This window comes from Mesorhizobium sp. B2-4-17 (assembly GCF_006441275.1).
GTDB lineage: Bacteria > Pseudomonadota > Alphaproteobacteria > Rhizobiales > Rhizobiaceae > Mesorhizobium.
In genome coordinates this window covers 1-16,880 of the sequence record NZ_VFUX01000032.1, presented here as the reverse complement: position 1 = coordinate 16,880, position 16,880 = coordinate 1, and the positions used below count along the sequence as shown (strand labels likewise).

Here is a 16,880-nt window from a genome sequence, read left to right as displayed (position 1 = left end):
AACCAGCGGCTTATTTACGGATACCTCCGTGGAGCCCTCATGCTGCAAAGATCCGTATCGTCGCCCAGCCGGCCTGCTGAGGGTGAGGCTGTCCCAAGGAAGAGTGGGCAAAGCTCGGCCGACCACACCGCGCTGACCTATGTCAGCGATGCCGAGCCCGGTATCCGCCGGCTGAGGGCAGGCAAGCGATTTTCCTACAAGGGACCGGAGGGGCGGCCTGTCTCGGATACCACCAGGGCGCGTATCGAGGCGATCGCCATTCCGCCAGCCTGGACGGACGTCTGGATTTCGCCCGACGCCGATGGCCACATCCAGGCGACCGGTAGGGATCAGCGGGGACGCAAGCAATACCGCTACCATCCGCAATGGGCGCAAGAACGCGACAGCGCCAAATATTCGAGCCTCGTTGCCTTTGCCGAAAGCCTGCCGGACCTGCGGCGCACGATAGACAGCGACCTGCGCCGTCACGGCCTGCCGTTCGAGCGTGTCGTCGCCGCGGTCGTCTGGCTGCTCGACAACACGATGATCCGTGTCGGCAATACCGCCTATGCACGCGACAACAAGAGCTTCGGCCTGACGACATTGCGCGACCGCCATGTCGACATCAGAGGATCGAGCTTGCGGTTCGCCTTCAAGGGCAAGTCCGGCAAGGAGTGGAGCCTAAAGCTGGTCGATCGGCGCATCGCCAGGATCGTGCGGGGCGCGCAGGACCTGCCGGGTCAGAAACTGTTCCAGTATCTCGACGAGCAGGACAACAGGCGCCCGGTCCGCTCCGAGGACGTCAACCGCTATATCCGGGACGCAGCCGGCGATGCGTTCAGTTCGAAGCATTTCCGCACCTGGGGCGGTACCATTCATGCCGCGTCGCTGTTTGCGCAAACGGAGCTGCCCGAAAGCCAGGCTCAGCAGAAGCGGGTGATGAACAGCGTCATCGACGAGGTGGCCAAGCGGCTGGGCAACACGCGCGCCGTCTGCCGCAAATGCTATATCCACCCGCAGGTTTTCGAAGCCTGGTCGCAGGGGCGGCTGCTTGCCGAAATGACGGAGGCCAACAAGCGCAAGCGGTCAATAGACGGTCTCGACGACGAGGAGGCGCTCGTGTTGAGATGGTTGAAAATCCACGAAGGTTGACTCGTGGCGGCTGGCGGAAGCGGCGTCGGGATTTTTTTATCGACGCCGTGTCGGGATCGGTCCTACTGTTTCGTCCTTTGATACAGAAAGGACCGACCATGCTCTACGCCATCCTCTGCTATGCCTCCGAAGACGTCGTCAGCTCCTGGAGCAAGGCGCAGGACGATGAAGTCATGGCCAATCTCCTCAACGTTCAGGAGAAATACGCCCAGGCTGGGCGGCTTGGTCCGGTGGCGCGTCTCTTGCCCACGACAGCGGCGACGACGCTGAGGAAAGTCAAGGGCGAGCCGGTCGTCATCGACGGGCCGTTCGCCGAGACCAAGGAACAATTCCTCGGCTTCTACACGCTCGAATGCGCAGACCTCGATGAGGCGGTCGAGTTCGCCCGCGAGCTTTCCGAGGTCAACCCGAGCGGCGGCTCTTACGAGATCCGGCCGGTCTCCATCTTCAATCCTGCCCGGATTCCCGCATGACCGAACTCGCCTGGATCAGCTCCGCCATCAGCGCCGCCCGCCCGCAGGCGATGGGCGCGCTGCTGCGCTATTTCCGCGATCTCGACACGGCGGAGGAAGCTTTCCAGGATGCGTGTCTCAGGGCGCTGAAGAACTGGCCTCAGAACGGGCCGCCACGCGATCCGGCGGCCTGGCTGATCTTCGTCGGCCGCAACAGCGGCATCGATGCGGTGCGCAAGCGCGCCAAGCAGGCGCCGATGCCGGAAGAAGACCAGATCTCCGATCTGGAAGATGCTGAAAGCGATATCGTCGAGCGGCTGGACGGGGCGCATTACCGTGACGACATATTGCGGCTGCTGTTCATCTGCTGTCATCCTGATCTGCCTGCAACGCAGCAGATCGCGGTCGCGCTGCGCATTGTCTCCGGCCTCACCGTCAGGCAGATCGCCCGCGCCTTCCTGGTTGGCGAAAGCGCCATGGAGCAGCGCATCACACGCGCCAAGGCGCGCATCGCGGATGCCGGCGTGCCGTTCGAGACGCCAGGCGCGGTCGAGCGCTCGGAACGGCTCGCCGCTGTGGCGGCCATGGTCTACCTGATCTTCAACGAGGGATACTCGACCAACAGCGGCGAGGCACCCGCCCGTGCGCCGCTGTGCGAGGAGGCGATCCGGCTGGCCCGGCTGCTGCTCAGGCTGTTCCAGACCGAGCCGGAAATCATGGGGCTGACGGCGCTGCTTTTGCTGCAGCATGCGCGCGCACCGGCCCGTTTTGACGCAGAGGGCGAGATCGTGCTGCTCGAGGATCAGGACCGCAGCCTTTGGAGGCGCAAGATGATCGACGAGGGGTTGGCTCTGGTCGATAAGGCGTTGCGCCATCGCAAACCCGGCCCCTACCAGGTGCAGGCGGCCATCGCCGCCCTGCATGCCCGAGCCGACAAGGCCGAGGACACAGACTGGGTGGAGATCGACCTGCTTTATGGCCTGCTCGAGCAGATGCAGCCGTCGCCGGTGATCACGCTCAACCGCGCGGTGGCGGTCTCCAAGGTGCGCGGGCCTGAAGCGGCGCTTGCCATGATCGAACCGTTGGAGTCGAGGCTTTCCGGCTATTTCCACTTCTTTGGCCTCAAGGGTGGGCTGTTGATGCAACTCGACCGGGGTGAGGAGGCGCGGATCGCCTTTGACCGCGCCATCGCGCTTGCCAACACGGCGGCGGAAGCGGCCCATATCCGCATGCATATCGACCGGCTGATGAAGGATGGCGCCGTGCGGACGCTGGCGAAAAAGGCCAACTGACCACCATCGCCTGGCTGGCTCAATCGTGCAGCTTGGGCTTGGACCATGCCGGGGTGGCGATTTTCCCCTGAAACAGGTAATGGCACGCCATGACAGCGCCTCCTGTGCCTGACGGCACCGGGAAGGCATGGCGGCAGGCCGTGGCCGACGCCATATGAGCGATCGGATCTGAAAGGGATAAATATGACCATAGCGAAGGAAACGGCCGAACTGCTGGCGAAACTGGGCGTGGCCAAGGACGCGTTTGCCGGCGGCGATCTCATCGTGCGCAGTCCGGTGACTGGTGAGCAGATCGCGGCGCTGAAGACGATCTCGCCGGCCGATGCGGCCAAGACCATCGGTGCCGCGCACAAGGCATTCCAGTCCTGGCGGCTGGTGCCAGGCCCGAAGCGCGGCGAACTGGTGCGTCTGCTCGGCGAAGAATTGCGCGCTCACAAAGCCGAGCTTGGCCGGCTGGTATCGATCGAGGTCGGCAAGATCCCCTCCGAAGGGCTGGGCGAAGTGCAGGAGATGATCGACATCTGCGATTTCGCCGTCGGTCTGTCCCGGCAATTGTACGGCCTGACCATCGCCACCGAGCGTCCGGGCCACCGCATGATGGAAACCTGGCATCCGCTCGGCGTGGTCGGCGTCATCTCGGCCTTCAACTTCCCGGTCGCGGTGTGGTCGTGGAACGCAGCCCTTGCCTTGGTCTGCGGCGACGCGGTGGTGTGGAAGCCGTCGGAAAAGACGCCGCTGACAGCACTTGCCTGCGAGGCGATCTTCAAGCGTGCCGCCAAGCGGTTCGGCACTGACGCGCCGGAAGGGCTGGCGCCGGTGCTGATCGGCGACCGCGCCGTCGGCGAAATCCTGGTCGACCATCCCAAGGTGCCGCTGGTTTCGGCCACCGGCTCGACCCGTATGGGCAGGGATGTCGGGCCGCGCCTGGCCAAGCGCTTCGCGCGCGCTGTGCTGGAACTCGGCGGCAACAATGCCGGCATCGTCTGCCCGACCGCCGACCTCGACATGGCGCTGCGCGCCATCGCGTTTGGCGCCATGGGCACGGCCGGGCAGCGCTGCACGACGCTGCGGCGCCTGTTCGTGCATGACAGCGTCTACGACGCCTTGGTTCCGCGCCTGAAGAAGGCCTATCAGAGCGTTTCGGTCGGCAATCCACTGGAGACCACGTCGCTGGTCGGTCCGCTGATCGACAAGGCCGCCTTCGACGCCATGCAGAAGGCGCTGCAGGAAGCCACCGCCCATGGCGGCAAGGTGACCGGCGGCACGCGGGTCGAGAACGGCCACCCGGATGCCTATTATGTCCATCCGGCGCTGGTCGAGATGCCGAAGCAGGTTTCGCCGGTGACCGAAGAAACCTTCGCGCCGATCCTCTATGTGATGAAATACTCGGATTTCGACGCCGTGCTCGACGAACACAATGCGGTCGGCGCCGGCCTGTCGTCATCGATCTTCACCCGCGACCTGCAGGAATCCGAGCGCTTCCTCGGCGTCGACGGTTCGGACTGCGGCATCGCCAACGTCAACATCGGCACATCGGGAGCCGAGATCGGCGGTGCTTTCGGCGGCGAAAAGGAAACCGGCGGCGGCCGCGAGAGCGGCTCCGACGCGTGGAAGGCCTACATGCGGCGCGCCACCAACACGGTGAACTATTCCAAGGCGCTGCCGCTTGCCCAGGGTGTCTCGTTCGACATCGATTGAGAGCGCCGGGGCTTAGCTAAAGCCAGTGTCGTTCAGGCTCGGCGAGCATCAATCGACACAGGTGGAAGGCGTACACGCCGCTGTAACACTGGACAGCTTCTGACGTTGGTCCAGCGTCGGCTTTGCGACGCTGGCCGAGCCAGCCAACGCAGCCGAGATCGCCGGCATCGCGCAGCTTGCGTGCCAGCGGGACCGCGACAGCTTCAGTCATCTGGCGAATCACTTTTCGAGGCGATGCCGGTCGGGATTGGGTCGAGGCCGGCATGCTCGGGATCGACGCCCGATATCAGCCAAAGCAGGCTTCGAAGGCGCTGTCGACGACGGCAAGCTTGGCCGCCTGGACGATCATGTATTCCTCATAGAACCGGTGCGATACCCACATCACTGAATGGCCGCGCTGACCAAGCCAGCCAATGCTGCCGAGTTCCTCGGCCATGCGCAGTTTGCGGCCGAGATGGGTCCGCGACAGTTTGAGCCATTTGGCGAAGTCGCCGATCGAAACCACGCTGGTCGGAATCCGCTCGAGGCCAGCATGATCGGGATCGATGCCCGACATCAGCCAGTCCATGACGATGCCGCCATTGTTGAGCCAGATGAACAGGGAAAAGGTCTGGTTGGGCTCGCGCACCGGCTTTGAAGCGAGCAGGCCGTCGGCGACCAGGGGCTGCAGCGTGGCAAGCATGTCGGGCCGCTCCAGGTATCTGGCCAACCGGTCGCCGCCGTCGATATGGTCAAGCGTGCGCAGATGGGCGATGACCCAGCCGATGAACCTCTCGATGGTGGCCGCCGTCGGTTGCAGCGGATGCGTGCGGCCATCCCCGCCCGCCACATACTCGGCGATATTGTAGTGCAGCATCTCCTTGATGAAGGCGTCGGCCGTATTGCGGCTGGCCACCGCGTTGCGGTGCACGACCTCGATGAAACGCGATACCGTCAGTTCCTTGCGGCGGTCGTTCGGGTCGCGCCTGAAATGCATGGCAAGGCCGACATGACCCATCAGCCAGCGCTGCTGCGTGGCAAAGATGGAAGCCAGTCGGGGGCTTTCCTCATAGATTCGGATCAGGGACTGCGACTGTTCCTGAACGTAGCGGTGCAAGGCCGGATGGGCGGCTATGTCTTCCAGATGCAGGGCTATTCTCCCGATGCTTTGAACCACCTCGGATGGCGAGGTTGCGTTCCCTATTTTCCAGCCTTCAACATTTGTGTCCAGACATAGCAAAAGCGGCGTACAGGGCCAGTCAAGCACATAAGGCCTATCCCGACTGATACGGGATAGGCCTTATGTGATCTTCGAGATGAGTTCCTAAGCGGTCAGCCGCAGACGCGAACGTCTTCGATCACCTTGTGATGGTGGCGCCAGTGCACGACCGTTTCGATATGGCAGCGGTGGCGCCGATGATAGCGGCGATAATCGCCATTGCCATAGTCGTCATATTGCACATTCTCGTCACCATACTGATTATAGTGCCGGTGATGGTGGCGGCGAATGACGATTCCACTATCGGATTGGTCATCCGAATATTGGTTGTCGTCGTCGGATTGGATAACCAGACTTGCGGCTTGCGTCGGCGCGATGACTGCGGCTGTTGCGGCCAAAGTCAGCACGGAAGCCAAAATGAATTTTTTCATGTTTCGTCCTCCTGCGGTTCTAAGCCATATCAACTCGTGGAAAGACTTAGCGTTCCAATACCAATCGGTAAGCTACTCGTCGCAGCGGACGCCAAGCCGGTCGGAGCGGCCGGGACCTTACAGCCGAACAAAGGCCGTCAACGGCAGGTGGTCGGAGGCCACACGCGAAAGCGGCGTGTCATGCGCTTCCACAGCCGAGATCATGCCGTGCCGGTTACCCATGATGCGATCGAGTGCCAAGAGCGGCAGGTTCGACGGGAAGGTGGGAACGGCCGGCGGCAGCGGTCCAAAGGTCAAGTGCAGCGTGTTCAGCGCGGAGCGGTTGCCGAGCCGCCATTCGTTTAGGTCGCCGAGCAGCAGCGTCGGCGTTTCGTCGGGGCTGTTCATGATATCCAGCACGACCTGGGCCTGCTGCGAACGTGAGCGGCGCAGCAGGCCGAGATGGGCGGCGATGACGCGCAATGTCCGGTTTCCGTCGAGATCGATCTCGGCCACCACCGCGCCGCGCGGCTCCAGGCCCGGAAGCCTGATCTGATGCACGTCGCGAACGACGCCCTTCTTGAAAAGCAGGACGTTGCCATGCCAGCCATGACCTTTGCCATTGGCTGCGATCGGCACCGGCACCAGGCCTGTTTCCCGTTCGAGGTGGGGCAGGTCGAGGAGGCCGTCACGGTCGCCGAAACGGTTGTCCGCCTCCTGCAGCGCAATGACGTCGGGGTCGATTTCGCGAATGACGCGGCTGGTGCGGTCGGGATCGAACCTGCGGTCGACGCCGATGCATTTGTGGACGTTGTAGGAAGCGACCAGCGTCCCGGTGGCGCCGGCCTTTTTGGGCGACGCGGCATTGGCCTTGCGCATGCGCCGGTCACGGATGGACAAAAGCATGCTCGCCGGCAGGCTGCGCCCGTTCATCCGCATGGCATGCCTGTCCCTGCTTTTCTCACCATGCACCTCAAATAGAGTCTTCCGGCCGATGTTCCATGGGTGCACGCTATCCGCCAAACACGTCGTTTTGTTAAAGATAGGGTGAACCGAGCCACAATATACGATCGAAGAGGCGGATGATGAACGGGCGGGCCTGCAACGCTTCCAGCGTCACGGGTGTGGCCGTTTCGATCGCTGCTTCAATGCGAGCCTCGATCTCCTCGGCAAAGCCGGCATCGAGAATCTCGAGATCGATCTCGAAATTCAGCCGCAACGAGCGGGCGTCCAGGTTGGACGACCCGACATAGGCCCACAGCCCGTCGATCGAAAGCAGCTTGGAATGATCGAACGGCCCTGCGGTACGCCAGATCCGGCAATAATTCTTGAGCATCTGGTCGAATTGCGCGGTCATGGCGCGATCGACGAGGAAGAGATTGTTCTTCGCCGGCACCACGATGTCGATCTCGACGCCGCGCCTGGCAGCGGTGATCAGCGCACTGATCAACTCGCGGTCCGGCAGGAAATAGGGCGACATGATGCGGATCGACTTGCGGGCGATGGAGAAGGCGCCGATCAGCAATTTGTGGTTGGTTTCGTTGCTTGCATCGGGCCCCGAGGCGACCGCGCGCACCATCATCGACTGGCCGGCGGTGGACGAAAAGGGTGTGATCCGCCAGGCATCGCCCTTCAGCCTCTCATTGCCGGCGAAACGCCAATCCTCGGCAGCGACCGAGAACAGGTCGGTCACAACAGGCCCGCTGACCTGAAAATGCGTGTCCCTGGCGCTGCCAAGGCCGGCGAACTCGGCCGAGAATCCCTTGCGTATGTTCATGCCGCCGGTAAAGGCGATCGCGCCGTCGATGACCAGGATCTTCCTGTGGGTCCTCAGATTGGCGTAGGGCAGGCGCAGGCCCATGACGATGTTGCCGTTGAAGAGATCGGCGGTGATGTTGGCGCGGCGCAGATGGCCAAGGATACTGGGCACGGAATAACGGGCGCCGACGGCATCGATCAGCACGCGGACGGTGACGCCGCGCTTCACGGCTTGTGCCAGCGACTCGACGAAGAGCAGGCCGACGGCGTCATTGTCGAAGATATAGGTTTCCAGAAGGATGCTGTGCCTGGCCCTGTCTATGGCCAGACACATCGCCGCATAGGCCTCGTCGCCGGTTCTAAGCAGGGTGATCGTGTTGCCGGAGGTGAGCGCGCGCCGTGCCACCCGGTCGCCCAGCGTCTTCAGGCCGGTGAAGCGCTGGCCATATTGCTTGCCGATCAACTCCTCGACGGCGGCGTCGCGAACGGAAGCGTCACCGGCAAGTGGCCGCTGCGCGCTGATCGAGGCGCGGCGAATGCGGTTTATGCCGGCCACGGCATAGATCAGCACACCGATGATCGGCGACAGCAGCATGACGCCGACCCAGCCGGTGGCGGCACGAACGTCCTCCTTGGTCATGACGGCGTGGGCAATGCCGACGGTCGCCATGATCACCGAGATGATCGCCAGGATTCGGGGCCAGTGAGTCGCCAGGGTCTCGAACATTTTGCGGACTATCCAGCGGGTGGTCGCAGAAGGCAATGCAGGCGCTTATGCCTGGGCTTCTGCCGGATGACGGTCGCGACGCTCAGCGAAGAATTCCGTTTCCTGAGACAGATTGAGCGAATCAAGCGCCGATAGAACTCCATCCAGGAGAGCGGAGCGTGACCTCAGGTCAAGCATAGGGCCGACGGATCGACAACCAAGACCAATAAGATGACGCTGCAAGGCGGCGACCCGAATGCGCCTGTCGTTATCTCCAATGTCGGCCCCGGCGTTACCGGCACCGACGCGGTCAACGTCAACCAGTTGAACCTGGCCCAATCCCAGAGCTACACCGACCAGGTGGCGGTCACGACCCTGCAGCAGGCTAACAACTATACCGACCAGAAGTTCAGCCAGCTCAATTCGGACATTAGCGGCATCAGGGACGAGGCACGGCAGGCGGCGGCAATCGGCCTTGCTGCGGCCTCGCTGCGCTACGACGATCATCCCGGCAAGCTGAGCGTGGCGGCGGTTTCTGGCGGGATTCGAGCGCCTTCGCCTTCGGCGCGGGCTACAGCAGCGAGGATGGCCGCATCCGCGGCAATGTGTTGGGCACGGCCGCCGGTGGAAACGTCGGCGTCGGCGCCGGCCTGAGCTTCACGCTGAACTGAAGGGGGATTTGAGGCGGGAATGGACAGGCGAACAGGCCATGCCGGCCTAGATGCAATTGCCATGGCCGTGCTGACCTGCCTGGCGCTTGCCGGCGGGCCGGCGCCGGTTGCCGCGCAGATGGCTCCGCCCTACAGGATCAAGCCTTCAGATGTGGTCGTGCCTCCCGACGTGAAGCTCGGGCAATACCAGCGCACCATCCGTCCCTTCGAGAACTGGACGCCGATCTGCGACGAGAACCTGAAGGCCCGCAAGAAGGTGTGCAATATCTCGCAGGTGATCGAAGACCGAGCCGGCAAGATGGCCTTCAACTGGTCGCTTGCCGCCACCCAGGACGGCAAGCCGTACATGATCGTGCGCACCGCGCCGAACGCCAGGAGCGACGGCCCGGTGTCGCTGAAGTTCGATGGCAAACAGCCGATCGACGTGCATCTCGACGGCTGCAACGAAATGGTCTGTGTCGGCATGTTGCCGGTGGGGCCGCTGATGCGCCAGCAGATAGCGCAGAAGGCAACGCCGGCGATCTCCTATGCAACCGTCGACGGCCAGACCATCACCGTGACCGCAACGCTCAAAGGGCTGTCGGAAGCCCTTGCGCCAATCAAGTAACGAGGCATCGCCATGAGCCAGCAACAGGATTCGTTCATATCCGCGACACACGGCAGTCCGAATGTCGAGGCGGATCGGCGAAGGGTGATCGAGCCCGTGCGCGCGCCGCGGCGGTGGCCGCGCGTCATTGGCGCGAGGCGGCCTTCGATGGCGGACCAGAGCCGCTCGCTGGCCTTCCGCATAGGCGCGGGCACAAGACTCGAATTCGAAAACCAGGATGTAACTTTTGCCGCCGCGTACAAGGCGGACAAATCATTCGCCCATGTTTCCGGTAACTTCGACGGAGCGGGGACCGAGATTGACGGCATTTTCAGAAGTCAAAGCGTCCTGCCAAGGTTGGGCGAAACCTCGACGCACCCCCAGGCGTCGGTTTGCGATGCAAATTGCGCAAAAGCCGGTTCGTCATTCACTTCATCGGGTAGTTGCCACGTCCATTCTGTGCCGCAGCCGGGGACGCTCTGTCGTCGGGCCCGGCGCCTGCTGATACCTGGCGAAGAGTTTGAGCTTGTCGGGATAGGTGATCCGGATCCGGCGTCGACAACCCTCGCACTCATACCACGAAACACTCTGAAACCAGCTACCGTGCTTTACGAATGCGAAACCGCATTCGGGACATTGGAATGTCATTTTGCAAGTCAACAATGCTGCGGAGAGCGGCATCCAAGTTCTCACACCATGTTAAAGATTTTTGTGGATCTGGTCCGCCGCCTCGCCGGGCGGCGGGCCAAATGCTGCGATCGCCCCTACTGGATGACCTTGACGATCTTGCGGGTGCCCGGATCCACGACAACCGTCCGATTGTCGATCACGGTGTAGCGATATTTGACATTGGGAACTTCGTGGAGTTCGACGGTATCGGGCAAAGCCGTGCCGACGTTGAGTTCCACACCGGGAACCTTCACTGAAGCCAGCGGCTGCTTCTTCACGTATTCCTTGATGACTGTTTCCTGCTCGGGCTGGATGACGACGTCCTCCGCCGCGGCTGCGCCAATACCCGCAAGCAACAGAGCCGCAGCGGCGGCGGCAAGATGCATTCTCATGAGTTCCTCCTTCGCAAAAATAAGCGCGGTACGACTTCCATTGCCGCGCCCGGACCGAACTTGGCCCGAGGTCAAACGTTCCCGAATTAGGGCTTCGGTCGGGCGGATACCGGACTTAGGTCCGATCGCGAAACGCAAAAGTCCTGCCAAACCCCTTACCGGGAACAGCCGCCTTTTGCGGTCGTTGTTCGCTGCAAGTTTGTGGGAGGAAGGTGATGGATAGGAGTGTCGGACAAGCGCGCTGGTTGCTCGCACCAATATTCGCGGTGGCCATCACCTTCTTGGTGGTTGGCATTGTCCTCAGTTGACCCTCCAGGAGAATCGACCACGAAGGTTATGCAGATTGGCGCAGCTAACGTCCCTTCCTGCGCCGATAGGGTTCGCACGCCGCTCCGATGCGGCGGCGAGCGAACCCTCAATCCCCCGGGCGTACGGCACCGAGATGTGAGGTTTGGCCTAATGTTCAGAGACAAGGAAACCCGTTTTCTGGAGGCAGCACTGTTCATGGCGGTGCCGTTATCGATCTTGGTGGCCGTGTTGCTCGTAAGCCTTACGGCAGGCTGAAAATGGATGAGCGCTCACTCACACGAGCGAGCGGAGATTGCTCTTTCTGGGTTAATGCATGTCGCCCAAAAGTGACCTCGGTTCTGGGCGAACGACGTGCGTAAAAACAAAGACCTAAGACGTCGCATGAATCCGTTTCGACGCGACGCGCTTTAGTCGAGCTTCTTGATGCGCCCCTTGTCGAGACGGAACACCCCATCGGTGCCGCCTTGCAGCTCGAAATCGGTTTGCAACTCATCCCATGTGCCGAGATATTTGCCGCAATCGGCGCAAGTGATCGGCGTCAACGGCTGGGCGTCGCTGGGAATCCGCAACCGGATAGTGCCGCAAAAGGGGCACTCCAAAAGGTGGTTCAGATATTCGCTGGCCATGGCTACTTTCAGAGCGTCCCGAAGAGACTATCGGGCGGGCGAGATGCAAACACAAGGGCGTCGTGGGGCCTATCGTCGGCGGGCGCCCTGGCAATCAATCAAACCATTCATGCCGTTGTCGGCGAGGTATTTTCAGGCGCTTTGGCATCTTTGGATCACGGGCACGGCAGCGGCAACTGGCTGCGCCGGCGCGGGGAGTCATTGAGGTCGACCAACAGTCATACGCTCCCCAAAGCATCCCTTTGCATGCGCTTGTGGCGCTTTTCGATCGCATAGGAAGTCCAGCGGCAACACATGCCAGCTATCGAGGTTACGGCACCACCAAACAGGCATGCGGCAAGCATCGGATCCTGCGAGGCACTTTTCCAGCTGACCACCGCCAGCAATATGACGCTTATGGTTGAAATCCCGTAGCCGGCGCCTTTCAGCGCATGCGGTGAAACCTTAGCCATCAAACTCTCCCTTTTCGCTGCAATGTTGAACATTCGCTTCCAAAGCTGGTTCCATTTGTCGGCTGGCAAAACGGGAACCTTTTGCTTCGTCGCGCGTGCTACTGCGATGGCGCTTTCGGATGTATGGCTATGACAAACTTCTTGAAACTACCGACGAAGTCCCGGAACCTGTTTCGCGTCGTGATCGAAACGCCAAGGGGAGCTGCGGCAAAGCTCGCCTACGAGCCGAAGATGGGTGTCTTTCAATATTCAAGGCCGCTGCCGGTCGGCAACACATACCCGTATGATTGGGGTTTCGTACCCTCCACCCTCGGCGATGACGGTGATCCGCTTGACGGCATGGTGATCCACCAGGCGGCGACGGCCCCAGGCGTGGTCATTCAATGCGACCTGCTCGGTGCGCTGCGGGTGCAGCAGAAGGATCCGCACGGAACCGTGCTCAGGAACGATCGCTATATTTTCTGCCCGCGCAGGGAGGACGCCCTTGACGAGCCCATCGCCGCCGACCACGTGCCGCAGGATTTGCGCAAGGAGATAGAGCAGTTCTTCTTGTCGTCCGTGCTGGGCACGGGCAAGATAGTCAAGCTGAAGGGCTGGCAGGACGCCGGCGAGGCGGCCAAATCACTCATCAAGGGTGCCAAGGCCTTTCAGCGAAAACAAAAGGTATTGAAGTGATCCCTGGGTCATGACGCGTCGGTCATTCCGAGGTGTTTTTGCCGGATCGGATACGGCACAATTCAAGCGTTCAGTCCCGTGATTGTCCGTCTCATTGCAATGGCAGGGCTTGACGTGGGATAATCCGACAGTCAGCTGCCGAATAGCCGCCGATGGGGTACGAATATGTCCACCGATCCGCATACGGTCCCTCGCAATTTCAGGCTGGTGGATGTTGAATCGGGTGCCGACTACACCGATGAAGGCATCGCGATAATTGTCGTTGACAATCGAGGAGAGCGCCTGCGCCTTCACCTAAATGTAGCAACGGGGGAGTTGCTTTGCGAGCGAATAGCTGACGCTCTTGAAGTCAGATACGGTACCTGACGTTACAGCGAATAACTTCCAGATCCCGTGCCCCTGCTGTTGTCGCCCAGCGGTTCGAAAGAACCAGGCCAGCTAGGAGCACGGATATGCCGAGACTGCGAAAGGCGTCCCTGCGGCGGCGGCGCCGGCACTTGGTCTTATCGCCCGCATATCCAGCGGGAAATCGAGAAGGCGACAGCGCTGAAGACGACCGCAAGGCAAGGCCTGGCAGGAGTGAGTTGCATCAGACGCACCGATCTGTTGAGATGCTGGTCAACCTTTCCATTCCACGACCCCAATTTAGCGGATCTTCCCGAAAGCGTTGATACGCGGGGTCCGATAGCGAGGAGGGCTGAGCGATGTCGCAAGAATTTCTCGATCACCGGCTGGAGTGCCCTTATTGCCTCACCATCCGGCTGAGAATACCGCGTGATGCGCGACCCGAGACACGGATCCTGTGTGCCGACTGTGGGGAGCACCTTGGCACCTGGGATGAATTGCAGACCGATTTTGAGAAACAAGGCGGCAATGCCGGAGTATTCCGCCTCGAGAAGGGCCGCATCAAGCGCCTCGATTAGGCGCCGGCACGCTGGATTCCACTGGAGATTGAAATTGGCGATTCCGCGAGCGATGAGGCTGATCAAGGGCCACGGATTAGCGCTCAGGGTCCCGAATCTTCTCGGCTTTGTTAGCTCGGGCGATGAGAGCCGACGCCTCGTCGGTGGTGATCCCACACTTTCGAGCAAAAAATGTGGCTTCGACGATGAGCTCGGGCGAAGGCAGGGATAGAACCCTGATTCGCTTTGATTTGCGCTTTGCCATCTGCGCTTCCTCGCACTCTTCTCCCCAAATCCGCGGTCAATGATCAACAATATTCAACGTAAGGTTTACTTGGGCGGCTCAGTCTTCTGGGGAGCTAGCAACCTCGAGGTCGAATAGACGCGCAACGGCGTCGCTGGGCGAGCGCGAGGACTAGTCCCCTCCTGGCCCGTGTCCTGTGCCGGGGCCGCGGTGCCCCGAAGCAGGCGAGGCGGCCGCGTGAGAACGACCGCCCCAATTATCAGGCGTGGTTGCGCCTTTCGTTCTTGACGGGCAGCGGCACCCACTCGTCGGCCACCAAGCCTTTTTTCTCGGCAAACGCCACGAAAACGCCGCGCGCCGTCTCCGCATCGATATCACCGGTTAGTGCCGCGTTGCAGGCTCGAATTGCAGCTCTCTGTTCAGGACTGTTGCCGCAATAGTCCATGGCGAACTGGTAGGCATCGACAACGGTGTTGAGTTGACGAGGAAAGCCGAGACCAACCCATACACGGATTGGCTTTTTGAAAGGCTTCGAAAGCATCATAACCTCCCATCAGCACTGCTAAGCCGCCACGCCGCCTTGGCTGGCCTTGCCGGTCATCCACGCCAGAGGCGCGCTGACCTCTTCGATAACTTTGGCCGACTTGGCAAAACCCGCGAAAGCGTTGCGCGCGGCAGACAGCGGATAGTCCCGATCAAACGCTCGCTGGCAGGCGCGAAGCGCTGTGTCGTAAATCGGGCCGCGTCTATTCTTCGGCCACTCGTACATAAATTCCAGGGCGTCTTCGAGGCACGCAATCTCTTGAATGGTGTTTTCCCCGCCCTTCACGAATACGGGGCTATCGAACATCCGATCGTTCATCAGATCCTCCAAGTTGAACGAGTTTTGAGTTTTTCGGGTTGGTGCAGGCCGGGCTGGCTCGCACCGCAGAACGATATGTGTTCGAGCTTTTCAGGTGTCAAGACAGCCGGACATCTGGCAGGACTGATGAAGGGGGCGGGACACGCGGACTTCTCAGACGGCTCCGATGCGCGGCTGTTGTTGCCGCTCGTTTCAGCGGAGCAAGGCTCGAACAGCTAACCGCAGAGTTCGGCCGACGGACAAGCTCGAATTGCCATTTGGATGCGAAACATTTGTTCAAGGTTTCCGCCGATCTCGAGAGGCTTCCTGGATTTGGGTCATTACCTTTCGCGGATCGACGTTCTCGGCCAGTTGCGGCAGCTCCTCGTCGGCCGGCGTCGCGACGTTCAAGCGCGCCGTCAAAGCAGCCACCATTTCAATCAGCCGCGTGGTTTCATGCTCGTTTAGAAGGCTGATCTGCAAATCCAGTTCGGCTCGGCGTTCGCTCTGTTCAGTCATCCTGTTCTGATTGATCAGCACGAAAGTGGACAGGAAAATCGCCTCGACTGACGCGACCATGGCCAGGATCACGAAAGTCGGGTCCCAGGCCGGGATGCCTGGGATTGCTCCCACGTTCGCGAGGATCCAGCCAACCAGCGCCGCAAGATGCAAATACACAAAGGTCATGCTTCCCGCGAAACGCGAAATGGCGCCAGCAATCCGCATCTGGATTCCGCGATGCTCCTCCTGTTGCTGCCTGTGGTCGACCAAGGCCTGTATGTTCTGATGAAGGATCGGCTGCATGTCGGCAAAGTGTCGAGCGGTCATGGTGCCACCCCCGGCGACGTTGCTCGCCCCCCGCTTGATACGTCCGGCGCTAGCTTAGGTTCCATCGACGGTTCCCATCAGTTCCCAAGGTTCGGACCATCTGGACGGCACCGCGCCCGATGCTGTCGGCCCAGGTCCGATCGGCAATACCCGCCGAACTGCCTGATCTCGTCGCCTACTCAAGCCTCGCAGGAGGGACCTGGTCGCGACCAGGAATGCATTTGCGCAATCCTGTCGACCATGGCGAGGACTGACTGCGGCGCACTTTGATGAACCATGTGGCCGGCGCCCGGAACGATATCGAGGAGAGAGCCGCCGATCTCCGCGTGCAGTTGTCGCGCATTTCGTTCCGCATCGAACAGCCGGTCAGCCGCGCCCGCCACGATCCCGGTGGGAACGGCAATGTCCTCGTAGGCGGCTTTCGCAAACAGGGCCGCGGCCAACATGAAAGCCGTCTCCGAACAGACTGCGCGTAGCTGTGAAGGGCGGCTGGCGACTTCTTTGGCGAGTGCGGCAAACTCGCTGGCGACCACCGCCGGGAGGAAGATCTCCTTCATCGCCCAAGGCCAGGCCGATCTCACAAGCAATGGCAGCAGGGTGTGCCGAAACGCGGTGCCGACCAACGGTAGGGCCGGGAGTGCAGCCAGTGCAAGATCCAGCCGTGGCTGCGGGTAGTAGTAGCCGGACACCAGAATGATACCGGCGACCGATGCGGAATGCCTGCGCGCCAGTTCGATTGCGATCCATGCTCCCCAGGAATGCCCGATCACCAGATATTCCTCGATGCCAAGCTTGGCGGCGGCGGCATGTATGAGGTCGGCCTGATCGCAAGCCGACCAGCGCCGGCCCCGCGATCGTGAGCTTCTGCCAAATCCCGGACGATCGAATGCCAGCACCCGGTAGGTCCTTGCCGCCTGCTCGAAGATGCCGCTCGACGTGAAATCCTCCGCTATCGACCCGTTGCCATGCAGCAGAAGCAACGGCACGCCAGTGCCGGCTTCCAAAAAATGCAGGCGTGCACCATCGATCTCCACCACATG

General features: G+C 61.3%; 19 protein-coding genes and 1 pseudogene. 8 read left to right on the top strand and 12 right to left on the bottom strand.

Features of this window, described 5'->3' with window-relative positions; all coding sequences use genetic code 11:
• Positions 1–39: 39 nt before the first annotated feature.
• From FJ548_RS23380 to FJ548_RS23365, 4 genes are all read left to right on the top strand, one after another.
• Positions 40–1,131: a DNA topoisomerase IB gene (locus FJ548_RS23380; protein ID WP_140779064.1), complete on the top strand. Its 1,092-nt coding sequence runs from the start codon at positions 40–42 to the stop codon at positions 1,129–1,131.
• A 98-nt stretch (positions 1,132–1,229) separates the two neighbouring features.
• A complete protein-coding gene (locus FJ548_RS23375) occupies positions 1,230–1,604 on the top strand; it encodes a YciI family protein (RefSeq protein WP_140607173.1) in 375 nt (124 codons plus the stop codon).
• A complete protein-coding gene (locus tag FJ548_RS23370; protein WP_140779063.1) occupies positions 1,601–2,875 on the top strand; it encodes an RNA polymerase sigma factor in 1,275 nt (424 codons plus the stop codon). The genes FJ548_RS23375 and FJ548_RS23370 overlap by 4 nt, the downstream gene beginning before the upstream one ends.
• Before the next feature lie 183 nt (positions 2,876–3,058).
• A complete protein-coding gene (locus tag FJ548_RS23365) occupies positions 3,059–4,573 on the top strand; it encodes an aldehyde dehydrogenase family protein (protein ID WP_140779062.1) in 1,515 nt (504 codons plus the stop codon).
• Positions 4,574–4,589: 16 nt separating this feature from the next.
• Here the strand turns inward: FJ548_RS23365 and FJ548_RS29990 are convergent, their stop codons facing one another.
• From FJ548_RS29990 to FJ548_RS23345, 5 genes are all read right to left on the bottom strand, one after another.
• Positions 4,590–4,784 (bottom strand): hypothetical protein, encoded by a 195-nt coding sequence (locus FJ548_RS29990; RefSeq protein WP_181168884.1) that lies wholly within the window; start codon positions 4,782–4,784, stop codon positions 4,590–4,592.
• A 75-nt stretch (positions 4,785–4,859) separates the two neighbouring features.
• Positions 4,860–5,708, bottom strand: coding sequence for a hypothetical protein (locus FJ548_RS23360; RefSeq protein WP_181168882.1), 849 nt, complete (start codon positions 5,706–5,708; stop codon positions 4,860–4,862).
• A 176-nt stretch (positions 5,709–5,884) separates the two neighbouring features.
• Entirely contained in the window at positions 5,885–6,202 is a 318-nt protein-coding gene (locus FJ548_RS23355; protein ID WP_140607169.1) for a hypothetical protein, read from the bottom strand.
• A 117-nt stretch (positions 6,203–6,319) separates the two neighbouring features.
• Entirely contained in the window at positions 6,320–7,120 is an 801-nt protein-coding gene (locus FJ548_RS23350; RefSeq protein WP_140607168.1) for an endonuclease/exonuclease/phosphatase family protein, read from the bottom strand.
• Between the two features lie 97 nt (positions 7,121–7,217).
• Complete coding sequence (locus tag FJ548_RS23345; protein WP_140779061.1) at positions 7,218–8,666, bottom strand: phosphatidylserine/phosphatidylglycerophosphate/cardiolipin synthase family protein; 1,449 nt, start codon at positions 8,664–8,666, stop codon at positions 7,218–7,220.
• Between the two features lie 198 nt (positions 8,667–8,864).
• Here FJ548_RS23345 and FJ548_RS23340 point away from each other — a divergent pair.
• Both FJ548_RS23340 and FJ548_RS23335 read left to right on the top strand, forming a co-directional pair.
• Positions 8,865–9,316 (top strand): annotated as a pseudogene (locus FJ548_RS23340) (YadA-like family protein); the annotation flags it as partial.
• 118 nt (positions 9,317–9,434) lie between these two features.
• Positions 9,435–9,923, top strand: a complete 489-nt coding sequence (locus FJ548_RS23335; RefSeq protein WP_246678745.1) for an invasion associated locus B family protein — start codon at positions 9,435–9,437, stop codon at positions 9,921–9,923.
• 743 nt (positions 9,924–10,666) lie between these two features.
• Here FJ548_RS23335 and FJ548_RS23325 read toward each other — a convergent pair.
• The 3 genes from FJ548_RS23325 to FJ548_RS23315 all read right to left on the bottom strand — a co-directional run bounded on the left by FJ548_RS23325 (position 10,667) and on the right by FJ548_RS23315 (position 12,383).
• A complete protein-coding gene (locus FJ548_RS23325) occupies positions 10,667–10,963 on the bottom strand; it encodes a DUF1236 domain-containing protein (RefSeq protein ID WP_140607164.1) in 297 nt (98 codons plus the stop codon).
• A 716-nt stretch (positions 10,964–11,679) separates the two neighbouring features.
• Complete coding sequence (locus FJ548_RS23320) at positions 11,680–11,898, bottom strand: hypothetical protein (RefSeq protein WP_140607163.1); 219 nt, start codon at positions 11,896–11,898, stop codon at positions 11,680–11,682.
• A gap of 218 nt (positions 11,899–12,116) precedes the next feature.
• The gene (locus FJ548_RS23315; protein ID WP_140779059.1) at positions 12,117–12,383 is read right to left on the bottom strand and encodes a hypothetical protein; all 267 of its coding nucleotides are present in this window, start codon (positions 12,381–12,383) and stop codon (positions 12,117–12,119) included.
• 147 nt (positions 12,384–12,530) lie between these two features.
• On the opposite strand from FJ548_RS23315, the gene FJ548_RS23310 reads away from it, so the two are divergent.
• Both FJ548_RS23310 and FJ548_RS23305 read left to right on the top strand, forming a co-directional pair.
• Positions 12,531–13,025, top strand: a complete 495-nt coding sequence (locus FJ548_RS23310; RefSeq protein WP_246678743.1) for an inorganic diphosphatase — start codon at positions 12,531–12,533, stop codon at positions 13,023–13,025.
• Between the two features lie 704 nt (positions 13,026–13,729).
• Complete coding sequence (locus FJ548_RS23305) at positions 13,730–13,948, top strand: hypothetical protein (protein ID WP_140607161.1); 219 nt, start codon at positions 13,730–13,732, stop codon at positions 13,946–13,948.
• Positions 13,949–14,430: 482 nt separating this feature from the next.
• Here FJ548_RS23305 and FJ548_RS23300 read toward each other — a convergent pair whose 3' ends face one another.
• From FJ548_RS23300 to FJ548_RS23285, 4 genes are all read right to left on the bottom strand, one after another.
• Positions 14,431–14,715 carry a DUF982 domain-containing protein gene (locus tag FJ548_RS23300; protein WP_348640947.1) on the bottom strand — a complete coding sequence of 95 codons (285 nt, stop codon included), beginning with the start codon at positions 14,713–14,715 and terminating at the stop codon, positions 14,431–14,433.
• Positions 14,716–14,733: 18 nt separating this feature from the next.
• Positions 14,734–15,033 (bottom strand): DUF982 domain-containing protein, encoded by a 300-nt coding sequence (locus tag FJ548_RS23295; RefSeq protein ID WP_140759599.1) that lies wholly within the window; start codon positions 15,031–15,033, stop codon positions 14,734–14,736.
• A 276-nt stretch (positions 15,034–15,309) separates the two neighbouring features.
• A complete protein-coding gene (locus tag FJ548_RS23290) occupies positions 15,310–15,840 on the bottom strand; it encodes a DUF1003 domain-containing protein (RefSeq protein ID WP_140759602.1) in 531 nt (176 codons plus the stop codon).
• 179 nt (positions 15,841–16,019) lie between these two features.
• Positions 16,020–16,880, bottom strand: an 861-nt coding sequence (locus FJ548_RS23285) for an alpha/beta hydrolase (RefSeq protein ID WP_140779058.1), incomplete at its 5' end; no start/stop codon positions are given.